The organism is Acinetobacter sp. 1125_18A (assembly GCF_052824985.1).
The window spans coordinates 189,658-201,860 of sequence record NZ_VTDG01000006.1; the positions used below are offsets into that span (position 1 = coordinate 189,658).

The following is a 12,203-nucleotide window of genomic DNA, read 5'->3' on the forward strand; positions in this document are numbered from 1 at the left end:
GCTTCTCAATTTAAATTACTTTTATTCTTCGTCTTTTTGCTCAGGTAAATCTTTCACTGCTTCTGCGATTAGACCAAACATATAGTTACCATAGGCATTGGTTTTATCATAATGAAAGCGCAAACGCGGAGTTACACGAGTTTTAATACGACGACCTAATTCGTGGCGTAAAAAACCAGATGCTTTATTTAAAACATCTAAAGTTTCTTTATTTGCCGCTTCACTTTGCTCATCGCCAAGTTCACGCCCCATCACGGTAACGTAAACTTCTGCATAACCTAGATCTGGACTGACTTTCACTGCAGAGATGGTCACTAGACCACCTAAGCGTGGATCTTTCAGCTCTTGGCGGATCAGTTCTGACAACTCACGTTGTACTGTATCTGCCATACGCTTAAGACGTTGACTACCCGCCATTAAAGACTCCGTTTAATCAACTGAACATCATACACTTCGATTTTATCAAGTGCTTTGATGTCTTTATAACCTTTCACTGCAAGACCACATTCCATACCGGCACGAACTTCTTCAACCACTTCTTTATAGCGACGAAGAGATTCAAGCTCACCTTGGAATACCACAACATCATCACGTAGTACACGGATTGGTTTATTACGATGTAATACACCTTCGAGTACCATACAACCCGCAGCAGCACCAAACTTACTTGAATGGAATACTTCACGAACTTCTGCAACACCCAGAATTGTTTCACGGTGTTCAGGTGCAAGTTTTCCGCTCATTGCTGCTTTCACATCATCAATAAGTTGATAGATGATTGAGTAGTAACGAATGTCGATACCATCTGCATCTGCTTTTTGACGTGCGGTATTATCTGCACGTACGTTAAAACCAAGAAGTACCGCTTCTGAAGATTCAGCAAGAGTCACATCAGACTCAGTGATTGCACCAACGCCTGAACCAATGACACGTACTTTAACTTCGTCAGTTGCAAGATCAGCAAGTGCAACATGTAACGCTTCCAAGGTACCACGTACATCAGTTTTAAGAACAACATTTACAATCGGCACATCTTTCTTGCCCATTGATGCCATGATGTTCTCAAGACGCATTGCGCTTTGACGTTCAAGACGTTTTTGACGCTCACGATCCATACGCGCATCGGCAACTTCACGTGCTTTTTTCTCGTCATTAACTACAAGAACTTCATCACCCGCCATTGGCGCTTCTGGAAGACCTAAAATTTCAACTGGAATTGAAGGACCTGCAGATTGAATACGTTGACCATTCTCATCGGTCATCGCACGAACACGGCCGTAAGATGCACCCGCAAGAACCAAGTCACCTACTTTCAATGTACCGTTTTGAACAAGAATAGACGTTACCGCACCACGGCTATTGTCTACACGTGCTTCAATTACAACACCTTGAGCAGCACCTTCTTCAGACGCTTTCAACTCTAACATTTCAGCTTGAATTGAAATCAAATCTAGAAGTTCGTCGATACCTTGACCAGAATGTGCTGAAACCATTGCAACCGGTACATCACCACCCCATTGTTCAGGCACGATTTCTTTGGTTGTCAATTCATTCAATACGCGATCTGGATCAGCTGATTCTTTATCCATTTTATTGATTGCAACAATAATTGGAGTACCCGCAGCACGCGCATGGTCAATTGCTTCCGCAGTTTGTGGCATTACACCATCATCCGCTGCAACAACAAGTACCACAATATCAGTCGCTTTGGCACCACGTGAACGCATTGCAGTAAATGCAGCATGTCCAGGCGTATCAAGGAATGTAATAATTCCTTTATCTGTTTTAACGTGATAAGCACCAATATGCTGTGTAATCCCGCCCGCTTCGCCTTGTGCAACTTTGGCACGACGAATACGATCAAGTAGCGATGTCTTACCATGGTCAACGTGACCCATGATCGTCACAACTGGCGCACGTGTTGTTTGCGCACCACGCGCTTCTTCAGCTGCTTCAAGTAGGTTATCTTCAGCTTGTGTATCAGATACACGTACTGGGTTGTGACCCATTTCTTCAACAATCAATGCTGCAATTTCTTGCTCAATGGCTTGGTTCTGAGTAACAAGCTCACCCATTTTCATGAGTGATTTAATAACTTCACGAACTTTAACCGCCATTTTTGCTGCAAGATCTGCAACAACAATGGTTTCACCAATTTCAACGTCATAAACTTGTTTTTTAACTGGTTTTTCAAACCCATGTTTATTGGCTTGGCTAGTTTTTAAACCACGTTTATGCGGGTTATGGCTGAAAGATTGCTCTTCTTGACCACGACGACCACCTTTTTTAGGAGAACGTGTATTTGCAGTATTGGTACCACGTTTGATTTCACGGTCTTCTTTTGCAAATGAATCTTCATATGCTTGACCAACCAAACCAGCAGCCAACGGCGAATCATCAACTACACGAATCGTTGTCGTTGTTTCATCAGAAGAATACTTAGACGCCATTTGACGCATTTGCTCAAGGGTACGTTGTTGAGCTTCTTCTGCTGACTTACGACGAGCTGCTTCTTCAGTCGCTTTCAGTTGTGCTGCTTGAGCTTCACGTGCACGTTTCTGCTCAGGAGTTTCAATGGTTTTTACAGTTGCTTTGGTAATCGGCTTATTGGTCGATTTACGTTTTACAACAACAGCTGCTTTTGGTGTTTCTTTCGCAGCTGTTTGCTGTTTTGCAGCAGCACGCATTTTTTCTAAATTCGCTTTCGCTGAACTTTCAGTTTTTTCAACTCCACTCACTACAGTATTTTGCTGTACTTTTTGAGTTGACGTCACTTGAGCATTTGCTTGAGCTTTCGCCAAAGCTTCCGCTTTGATTTGTTCAGGGTCTGGCTTAGTAAACGTATGTTTCTTACGAACTTCTACGTTAATTGTCTTCGCTTTACCTGAAGTACTCGCAACTTTAGCTGTACTTGTCGTTTTACGTTTCAACGTGATTTGTCCTGCTTGTCCCGTATCTTGACCATGCGCTTTTTTCAAATGGTTCACGAGAACATCTTGCTGTTCAGTAGAAATTTTATCTTCAGCCTGTTTTTGTGGCAATCCAGCTTCACGCACCTGATCAAGGAGCTTTGCAACAGGAAGTCCTACGCTGACCGCTAACTCTTGAATTGACTTATCCGTCATGTATTACCTCCTAGTTAAACCATGATTCACGTGCTTTCATAATCAATTGACCTGCTTTCTCAGCGCCTAAACCGTCGATATCAGAAATATCATCCGTTGCTTGGTCAGCTAAGTCATCGATTGTTACCACACCACGTGCCGCTAAAGCATGCGCAATTTCAGAAGTCATTCCTTCCATCGCAACAAGTTCTGGACTTGGGTCCTGAATATCTTCTTGTTGCTTTAACGCATCAGCTAAAGCTGCTTCTTTTGCACGACTTTGTAGCAATTCAACTGTATCTGCATCTAATTCGATTTCATCGAAAGTTTCCGCAGGTACATAAGCGATTTCCTCAAGTGAGGTAAAGCCCATTTCTACTAAAGCCATTGCAAGATCTTCTTCAATATCAAGACGTGTTACAAACATGTCTAAATACTGTTGAGCTTCATTTTGTTGACGAGCACGGTACTCATCTTCAAGCATCATATCTAATTTATAGCCCGTAAGCTCTGATGCTAAACGGACGTTTTGACCTTGTGAACCAATTGCTCGCGCAAGTTGATCGCTGGTTGCAAAAATAATGTCTGCTGTACGCGCATCTTCATCAATCACAATCCCAGATACATCCGCAGGCTCTAAAGCGCTGGCGATATATTGAGCAGGATCATCAGACCACACCACAACATCAATACGTTCACCATTTAACTCAGATTGTACCGCTTGGATACGTGTACCACGCATACCAATACATGCACCGACTGGATCAATACGATGATCGTTGGTTTTAACCGCAATTTTTGCACGTACACCTGGTTGACGCGCTGCTGCTTTAATTTCAATGATTTCTTCAGAAATTTCAGGAATTTCTTTTTTCATTAATGCAATCAGCATTTCAGGTTTAGCACGTGACAACAAGAGTTGTGCACCACGACCTTCACGGTTCACATTATAAAGAATTGCATTCATACGCTGTTTAGGACGCAGAATTTCTTTAGGAATCATTTCTTCACGCGCTAAATACGCTTCTGCATTATCACCCAAGTCAATGATGAAGCCATCTTTGGTTTGTTTTTTCACTTCACCATAGATCAATTCACCGACTTTAGCTTCATAAGCATCCGCCACTAAAGCACGTTCAGCTTCGCGAATTTTTTGCACAATGACTTGTTTGGCAATCTGCGCGGCAATACGACCAAAATCAATTGATGGTACTTCTAACTCACGGATATCACCAATTGACCATTGAGCAGGATCAACATCAGAAATCGCATCTTGACATGCTGGCATTTCATGATCTTCATCAGCAACAACTTCCCATTGACGGAAAGTGCTGTAATCACCTGTTTTACGGTCAATTTCTACGCGTAACTGAGCTTCTTCCGAATTCGTTCCTTCGTAGAATTTCTTTTTCGTCGCTGCAACTAAAGCCTGTTCAAGCGCTTCAAAAATTGCTTCACGACTTACACCTTTCTCATTACTAACCGTTTCAACGACGGTGAGAATTTCACGAGCCATAAGTCACCTATTTATTCAGATTTCTATTTCTGGATTAATCCTGAAAGATCAAATTCGCTTTGTCTATATTGTTGCTATCGATCTCAAGTACTTGCTGTTTTTCAACTTCGACTTGAATGAATTCATTTTCTAAATCTACAGCAATTAATTTTGCTTGGAATTTACGGCGATTTTCAACTGCAGCAATCAAACGCAATGCAACTTGTTGTCCGATGTATTTTTCTAACTGTGCCAACTGGAAGAATGGTCGATCCCAACCTGGTGATGACACTTCTAAAGCATATTCACCTGAAATTGGATCATGTACATCTAATATTGCACCGACTTGCTGAGTCACACGTACACAATCTTGTACGCCAATACCACGACCCAATTCTGCTTCACCATCTTCATTGATTGTTGGTTCAGCATTTTCCACAACGTCTTTGTCGATATAAATACGCAATAAAGAACGCTTACCTTGAGGAATAAATTCGATTCCCCAAAGTTCTACATCACAAGCTTGCACTGCAGGAGTGATTAAATCTTGAAGTGCTTGAGTTTTATTTGATAGCTTCATTTACTCTCGTCATATTTGTGCGATTCAATCGCTCATCGGACTAATTCAAACTTACTATAGTGAAGCATGTCTTTTTGACCAATTGATGTCCACACTACACGATAGCCAATAAAAAAGGGCGTAATCGCCCCTATTATCGCACAGTAAACCGAAGTTCACTATGCAAAAAAGACCCACCTATCTGTGAGCCCTTTTAGAAACTTGGTAGCGGGAGCTGGATTTGAACCAACGACCTTCGGGTTATGAGCCCGACGAGCTACCAGACTGCTCCATCCCGCATCAGCGTTGCAAAATTATACACAAGAAATTTATTTTTTTCAATCTATCATTAACCGATACATTGTATTTCTTGCTTGATTAAGTTGCACCTTAATCAAAATGGTAGCGGGAGCTGGATTTGAACCAACGACCTTCGGGTTATGAGCCCGACGAGCTACCAGACTGCTCCATCCCGCAACAACACTGCAAATTCACACATCATCTCAATTTTTCAACTTAGATGATCTTTAATTAAGTTGCATCTTAATTAAATTGGTAGCGGGAGCTGGATTTGAACCAACGACCTTCGGGTTATGAGCCCGACGAGCTACCAGACTGCTCCATCCCGCATCAATGTTTTTTTCAGCTGCTAACACCAACAATCTGGTTCATTGTTGGTGCGGAAGGGGGGACTTGAACCCCCACGCCCGAAAGCACTACCACCTCAAGGTAGCGTGTCTACCAATTCCACCACCACCGCAGCTGTGACGCATTCTAGTCGCATCATTCAGAAAAAGAAAGAACTAAATGGCATTATTCGCCAGTTTTTGGTGCAGTTGGTGAAGTTTCACCCGTATTGGCTGGTGCAGCTGGTGCCGTTTGAGAGCCGATCTGTACAGATTTTAATCCATACGCATCCGAAGTTTGTTTTTTAGCAAATACCGCCAAACTTAAACTGGTGATAAAAAACAAAGCCGTGAGAATCGCAGTTAAACGAGTTAAAAAGCTTGCAGAACCTGATGCACCAAATACTGTTGCAGCACCACCGCCACCAAATGATGCACCTGCATCTGCACCCTTACCATGTTGAACGAGGATAAGCCCGATCATCAAAACGGCCAAGATGATATGTACAACCAGCACAAATGTATGCATGCTGAACTCCTATTCTTCTGTTTTAGCAAATGCTTGAGCAATTTTATAAAATGACTCAGCATTAAGTGATGCACCACCAACCAGCGCACCGTTGATATCTGGACAAGCAGCTAACTCTACTGCATTTTCAGGTTTGACACTACCGCCATATAAAATCGCTGTATGTTGAGCTTGGGCTGTAATTTGAGTTAAACCTTCGCGAATTTTTGCATGCATTGTCTGAGCATCTTGTGGAGAGGCTGTTTTACCTGTTCCAATCGCCCAAATGGGTTCATAGGCAATCACAATATTGTGCCATTGTTCTACTTTTACAACCGCTGCGAGATCGCAAATTTGTTGTAAAACTACTTGCTCTGCCTGCCCTGCTTCACGTTGTTCTAGGCTTTCACCCACACAATAAATCACTTGAAGCCCAGCATTTAAAGCATTTGATAATTTTGCTTTAATTTTTGCAACATCATCGCCAAAAATTTCTCGACGCTCTGAGTGCCCAATCAACACATAATCAATCTGGCTGTCTTTGAGTAGTTCAGCACTGACTTCGCCTGTATAAGCACCAGTGCCAGGCATTTGAGAAAGATCTTGTGCGACAACTTTGACTGGTGAATCTGCATCTTTAAGTAATTTTTGCACAGACAGTAATGCAATAGAAATAGGCGCAACACCAATATGACATTGTTGTTCTGTAATCGGTGATTGTTGTAAATACTGATTTAAATCTTGAATGAGCTGTTGCGAATTCGCTTGCATTGGGTTCATTTTCCAATTGCCGACAACCCAAGGAGTAATAGTCGAACCCGACATACATCTAACCTTTTATCGAAAATGTGCACATTCTACACGGAATTTATATTTTTAAAGTATTTTTTCTTTATCAATTCAGTCATCTCATTTAAAGTTATACTTTAGGGGCTGTAGGCATTTCATAAATGGCTTGCGTTGTAGGTTAAAATTGAGCAGGCAAGGCATGAAACGAAGAGAATAGCGAGACTATTTTCGAGTTTCATAACGTAGGCTGAGATAATTTTAGCCACAACCCTTCGGGACTAGCGTGTTTTTTGACACTACGTGTTACCTTGCGAAACGATGTTTCTCATCATTTAGAATGACTAAATTTTGTATCTCGCGCCTAGTATCGCCTAAAAAACACACGTAGTCGCAAACGTAGACGAATTGTCAACAGCCCCTAATATAAAGCAAAGAAACATAAATCATTTCAAAGATAATGCTAAAAAGCCTGATTGGCTCAAGTTATTTTCAAATATGTTTCTATAAAAAATACGTTTAATTCTAGATATTTCTAAGGATCATCGTATAATTTTCGTATTCCAATTATAAAATGAAATTTAATGTGTTTTGGGGATGTCTATGCAAAATGGTTCACCTAAGTTTTCGGGGTATATCCGTCGCTTAGTCGACGAAGGTTTTTTATCTGCCCAGCAAATGAAAGATGCGCTCAGTAATGCTCAAAAAAATAAAGTGAGTATCGTGGCTTATCTTAGTGAAAAATTAAATATACCGCCACTGATCATTGCTGAAATGATCTCCCAAGAATTTGGAGAACCCATTTTTGATTTGGACAGCTTTAATCCTGAGATGCTGCCCAAGGAGCTTATTGACTCAAATTTAGTCACTAAACATAAAGTGATTCCTTTGGTACAACGTGGCAATATTTTATATGTCGCTACCAGTGATCCGACCAATATAGAAGCGCTGGATGCCATTCGTTTTAACTGCGGTTTGAATATTGAACCAATCATTGTTGAACATCATAAATTAGAAAAATATTTAGAAAAGCACTTTACGGTAGAGGAAAGCTTTAATTTTGATGGTGAAGACTTTGATGTTGATATCATCGCAACCGATGACCAACCGCCATCAGAAGAAGATGACGATGAGGCTTCAGAAGAAGAAGCGCCTATTGTTAAATATATCAATAAGCTTTTGATCGATGCGATTCGTATGGGTGCATCAGATTTACACTTTGAACCTTATGAAAAAAGTTATCGGGTACGTTATCGGGTAGATGGTGTACTGAGAACCATTACCAATCCCCCCTTGCAATTAGCTAGCCGTTTGGCATCACGCTTAAAAGTGATGTCTAGAATGGATATTTCTGAAAAGCGTGTTCCACAGGATGGTCGTATTAAGTTAAAAATATCAAAGACCAAAGCTATTGATTTTCGTGTGAATTCATTACCTACATTGTTTGGCGAAAAATTAGTACTGCGTATTCTTGATCCTTCCAGTGCCATGTTGGGAATTGATGCCTTGGGTTATGAAGAAAAGCAAAAAGCATTATTTATGGAGGCCTTAGAAAAACCTCAAGGCATGTTATTGATTACTGGACCCACAGGTTCAGGTAAAACTGTTTCCCTCTATACAGGTTTAAATATACTTAATACAGAAAGTTCAAATATTTCCACGGCTGAAGACCCAGTTGAAATTAACTTGGAAGGGATTAATCAGGTTAACGTTAATCTTAAAGCAGGTCTTAGTTTTTCGGTCGCGCTCAAATCATTCCTACGTCAAGATCCTGACATTATCATGGTCGGTGAGATTCGAGACCTCGAAACTGCTGAAATTGCGATCAAGGCTGCTCAAACTGGTCATATGGTGATGTCTACCCTACATACCAACAGCGCACCTGAAACATTGACCCGTCTACGTAATATGGGTGTACCTTCATTTAACATTGCCACCTCAGTCAATCTTGTGATTGCACAACGATTGGCAAGACGTTTATGTAATCATTGTAAAGCACCCGTTGAAATCCCTAGGCAGAGTCTGTTAGAAATGGGCTTTACCGAACAAGACTTAAGCAATCCTGACTTACAAATTTTTCAACCTGTGGGCTGTAGTGAATGCCGTGAAGGCTATAAAGGTCGTGTCGGGATCTACGAAGTGATGAAAGTAACACCTGAAATTTCAAAAATTATCATGGAAGATGGCAATGCACTTCAAATTGCAGCGGCATCTGAAAAATTGGGGTTTGATAATCTAAGGCGTTCAGGTTTAATTAAGGTCATCAATGGCTTAACTTCTTTACAAGAAATTAACCGTGTGACCAGCGAATAAATATAATCAATATTCAAGGAAATTATGATGGCAGCTAAAAAAGCTCAAATGATGCCTACATTTGCTTATGACGGGGTTGATCGTAAAGGGATCAAGGTTAAAGGGGAGTTACCTTCACGTAACATGGCACTTGCCAAAGTTACCTTGCGAAAACAAGGCATCACCATTAAAACTATTCGAGAAAAAAAGAAAAATATTCTTGAAGGTTTAATGAAAAAACGCATTTCCACTTTAGACATTACCATTTTCACTCGCCAACTCGCCACGATGATGAAAGCAGGTGTGCCTTTAGTACAAAGTTTTGAAATCGTTGCAGAAGGATTAGAAAATCCTTCTATGCGTGAAATTGTACTTGGGATTAAAAGTGAAGTCGAAGGGGGAAATACCTTTGCTGGTGCATTAAAAAAATACCCTCGCTATTTTGACAGCTTGTTTTGTTCATTGGTCGAATCTGGTGAACAATCTGGTGCTTTGGAAACCATGCTTGATCGTGTGGCGATCTATAAAGAAAAAAGTGAATTATTGAAACAAAAAATTAAAAAGGCCATGAAATATCCAATGACTGTAATTGCAGTCGCAATTATCGTTACTATTATTTTAATGGTGAAAGTGGTTCCTGTCTTTCAAGGCTTATTTGGCTCTTTTGGTGCAGACCTCCCCGCATTTACTCAAATGGTCGTCAATATGTCCAATTGGATGCAAAGTTATTGGTTTATTTTGATTATCTTTATTGCTGTTGTGATTACTGCTTTTTTAGAAGCAAAAAAACGCAGTAAAAAATTTCAGGATTTTCTAGACCGAACAGCACTGAGACTGCCTATTTTTGGCGATCTGGTTTATAAAGCCATTATTGCACGATATAGCCGTACACTGGCTACAACTTTTGCTGCAGGGGTACCTCTTATTGAGGCTTTAGAATCCACCGCAGGTGCAACCAATAATGTGGTTTATGAACAAGCTGTAATGAAAATTCGTGAGGATGTTTCAACTGGACAACAACTTAATTTTGCCATGCGTCTGACCAATAAGTTCCCCTCTATGGCCATTCAAATGGTGGCGATTGGAGAAGAATCGGGTGCGCTTGATGCGATGTTAGACAAAGTTGCAACTCATTTTGAAAATGAAGTCGACAATGCTGTTGATGGTTTAACCTCAATGATGGAACCATTAATCATGGCGATATTAGGTGTCCTTATTGGTGGTCTAGTGATTGCGATGTATCTGCCTATTTTCCAAATGGGTTCAGTGGTTGGTTGATAATGATGAATATGTTCCATGATTTGTTAAATTTTCTGATTCAATCACCAACAGCACTCTATCTGACTGTTGGTATTTTAGGCTTATGTGTGGGTAGTTTTTTAAATGTAGTCATTTACCGCACCCCCAAGATGATGGAAAAAGAATGGCGACAGGAATGGCATGCAGAATGCCAACTACTGGCAGGCTCACAACAGATTGTGATTGATGAAGAGAAACTCAGTCTAAGCCAACCAGCCTCTACATGTCCCAAATGCAAAACTCTAATTCGTTGGTATCAAAATATCCCCATCATCAGTTGGTTGGTTTTAAGAGGCAAATGCGCTTCGTGTCAAAACCCGATTAGTATTCGTTATCCATTGGTTGAGCTTTTAACTGCGGTGTGTTCATTAACAGTCGTTGCTGTTTATGGCCCCACTTTAGAAATGGTTTTTGGTGTGCTACTGACTTGGGTGCTGATCACGCTTACTTTTATTGATTTTGACACTCAATTACTCCCAGATCGTTTTACCTTAACCTTAGCTGCAATAGGTTTAGGTATTAACTCATTTCATCTCTATACAACACCAAGTGCTGCAATTTGGGGTTATATTATTGGCTTCCTGTGTCTTTGGATTGTCTACTATCTATTTAAAATAGTGACAGGCAAAGAAGGCATGGGCTATGGTGACTTTAAGCTGCTTGCTGCACTTGGCGCTTGGATGGGGCCATTGATGTTACCGTTAATTATTCTACTGTCATCTGTGGTAGGTGCGATCATTGGTATTATTTTACTTAAGATTCGTAAAGAAAATGTCCCTTTTGCCTTTGGTCCTTATATTGCAATTGCAGGATGGATTGCGTTTTTATGGGGTGAGCAAATTATGAAAGTATATTTGGGTCAATAATTTCAACACAGTATTAGGAAAGAACAATGACGTTTATCTTGGGTTTAACAGGTGGAATTGGTAGCGGTAAATCCGCAGCAAGTCAGTGGTTTGAAACCCAAGGGATTACAGTCGTTGATGCAGATATTGTAGCAAGAGAAGTTGTTGAAAAAGGACAACCCGCGCTTCAAAAAATTAAAGAGGTTTTTGGGGATTGGGTACTATTAAGCAATGGTGAACTTGATCGTCGTGCATTGAGAGAACATATTTTTAAAGACCCATTAGCACGGCAACAACTTGAATCGATTACCCATCCTGCGATTCGCGCTGAGATTATTCAACAATTACTAGCAGCAACCAGTCCTTATGTAATTTTGGTTTCTCCCCTGCTTTTTGAGACCAATCAACATGAACTCACCCAGCGCGCTCTACTGATTGATGCCAGTGAAGACATGCAAATCTTACGTGCTTCACAACGAGATGGTCAATCCATCGAACAAATTCAGAAAATTATTGCAGCCCAAATGCCACGTAACAAAAAGCAAAAATTAGCAGATGATATTGTGCTCAATGATGGGCATATTGATCATCTATATGCGAAATTAAAGTCTTTACATCAACAGTATCTAAAACAGGCACAGCAGTAAATTGTGTCTCTCATCATTTTAAAATAGATTTTTATCCATTTA

At 40.6% G+C, this 12,203-nt stretch carries 10 protein-coding genes and 4 tRNA genes; 4 read left to right on the top strand and 10 right to left on the bottom strand.

Translation table 11 applies throughout. The annotated features are described in order from the left end of the window. Window positions 1–21: 21 nt before the first annotated feature. The 10 genes from FY049_RS12820 to tpiA form a co-directional block, all read right to left on the bottom strand. Window positions 22–417, bottom strand: coding sequence for a ribosome-binding factor A (locus tag FY049_RS12820; protein WP_004718330.1), 396 nt, complete (start codon window positions 415–417; stop codon window positions 22–24). Further along, window positions 417–3,125, bottom strand: coding sequence for a translation initiation factor IF-2 (gene infB / locus FY049_RS12825; RefSeq protein WP_004718332.1), 2,709 nt, complete (start codon window positions 3,123–3,125; stop codon window positions 417–419). Before infB ends, FY049_RS12820 begins: the two co-directional genes overlap by 1 nt. A gap of 10 nt (window positions 3,126–3,135) precedes the next feature. After that, entirely contained in the window at window positions 3,136–4,620 is a 1,485-nt protein-coding gene (gene nusA, locus FY049_RS12830; protein WP_004718337.1) for a transcription termination factor NusA, read from the bottom strand. Between the two features lie 34 nt (window positions 4,621–4,654). Further along, a complete protein-coding gene (gene rimP, locus FY049_RS12835; RefSeq protein WP_004718339.1) occupies window positions 4,655–5,179 on the bottom strand; it encodes a ribosome maturation factor RimP in 525 nt (174 codons plus the stop codon). A gap of 202 nt (window positions 5,180–5,381) precedes the next feature. Next, a tRNA-Met gene (locus FY049_RS12840) sits at window positions 5,382–5,458 on the bottom strand. Window positions 5,459–5,558: 100 nt separating this feature from the next. Next, window positions 5,559–5,635, bottom strand: a tRNA-Met gene (locus tag FY049_RS12845). 76 nt (window positions 5,636–5,711) lie between these two features. Beyond that, a tRNA-Met gene (locus tag FY049_RS12850) sits at window positions 5,712–5,788 on the bottom strand. A gap of 45 nt (window positions 5,789–5,833) precedes the next feature. Further along, a tRNA-Leu gene (locus tag FY049_RS12855) sits at window positions 5,834–5,918 on the bottom strand. 53 nt (window positions 5,919–5,971) lie between these two features. Continuing rightward, the gene (gene secG / locus FY049_RS12860; protein ID WP_446083802.1) at window positions 5,972–6,313 is read right to left on the bottom strand and encodes a preprotein translocase subunit SecG; all 342 of its coding nucleotides are present in this window, start codon (window positions 6,311–6,313) and stop codon (window positions 5,972–5,974) included. 9 nt (window positions 6,314–6,322) lie between these two features. Next, window positions 6,323–7,117 (bottom strand): triose-phosphate isomerase, encoded by a 795-nt coding sequence (gene tpiA / locus FY049_RS12865; protein ID WP_446083803.1) that lies wholly within the window; start codon window positions 7,115–7,117, stop codon window positions 6,323–6,325. A 558-nt stretch (window positions 7,118–7,675) separates the two neighbouring features. Here tpiA and pilB point away from each other — a divergent pair. The 4 genes from pilB to coaE are packed head-to-tail and all read left to right on the top strand — an operon-like array spanning window position 7,676 to window position 12,161. Continuing rightward, window positions 7,676–9,391 carry a type IV-A pilus assembly ATPase PilB gene (gene pilB / locus FY049_RS12870; protein ID WP_446083804.1) on the top strand — a complete coding sequence of 572 codons (1,716 nt, stop codon included), beginning with the start codon at window positions 7,676–7,678 and terminating at the stop codon, window positions 9,389–9,391. A gap of 27 nt (window positions 9,392–9,418) precedes the next feature. Next, a complete protein-coding gene (locus FY049_RS12875; RefSeq protein ID WP_224964607.1) occupies window positions 9,419–10,648 on the top strand; it encodes a type II secretion system F family protein in 1,230 nt (409 codons plus the stop codon). A 5-nt stretch (window positions 10,649–10,653) separates the two neighbouring features. Continuing rightward, window positions 10,654–11,535, top strand: a complete 882-nt coding sequence (locus FY049_RS12880) for a prepilin peptidase (protein WP_224965485.1) — start codon at window positions 10,654–10,656, stop codon at window positions 11,533–11,535. Between the two features lie 26 nt (window positions 11,536–11,561). Then, window positions 11,562–12,161, top strand: a complete 600-nt coding sequence (gene coaE / locus FY049_RS12885; protein ID WP_224964606.1) for a dephospho-CoA kinase — start codon at window positions 11,562–11,564, stop codon at window positions 12,159–12,161. Window positions 12,162–12,203: the final 42 nt, after the last annotated feature.

Excerpts from the sequence above, each read along its gene's own strand:
- FY049_RS12820 (WP_004718330.1), bottom strand. The coding sequence starts at position 417 with ATGGCGGGTAGTCAACGTCTTAAGCGTATGGCAGATACAGTACAACGT.
- infB (WP_004718332.1), bottom strand. The coding sequence starts at position 3,125 with ATGACGGATAAGTCAATTCAAGAGTTAGCGGTCAGCGTAGGACTTCCT.
- nusA (WP_004718337.1), bottom strand. The coding sequence starts at position 4,620 with ATGGCTCGTGAAATTCTCACCGTCGTTGAAACGGTTAGTAATGAGAAA.
- rimP (WP_004718339.1), bottom strand. The coding sequence starts at position 5,179 with ATGAAGCTATCAAATAAAACTCAAGCACTTCAAGATTTAATCACTCCT.
- secG (WP_446083802.1), bottom strand. The coding sequence starts at position 6,313 with ATGCATACATTTGTGCTGGTTGTACATATCATCTTGGCCGTTTTGATG.
- tpiA (WP_446083803.1), bottom strand. The coding sequence starts at position 7,117 with ATGTCGGGTTCGACTATTACTCCTTGGGTTGTCGGCAATTGGAAAATG.
- pilB (WP_446083804.1), top strand. The coding sequence starts at position 7,676 with ATGTCTATGCAAAATGGTTCACCTAAGTTTTCGGGGTATATCCGTCGC.
- FY049_RS12875 (WP_224964607.1), top strand. The coding sequence starts at position 9,419 with ATGGCAGCTAAAAAAGCTCAAATGATGCCTACATTTGCTTATGACGGG.
- FY049_RS12880 (WP_224965485.1), top strand. The coding sequence starts at position 10,654 with ATGAATATGTTCCATGATTTGTTAAATTTTCTGATTCAATCACCAACA.
- coaE (WP_224964606.1), top strand. The coding sequence starts at position 11,562 with ATGACGTTTATCTTGGGTTTAACAGGTGGAATTGGTAGCGGTAAATCC.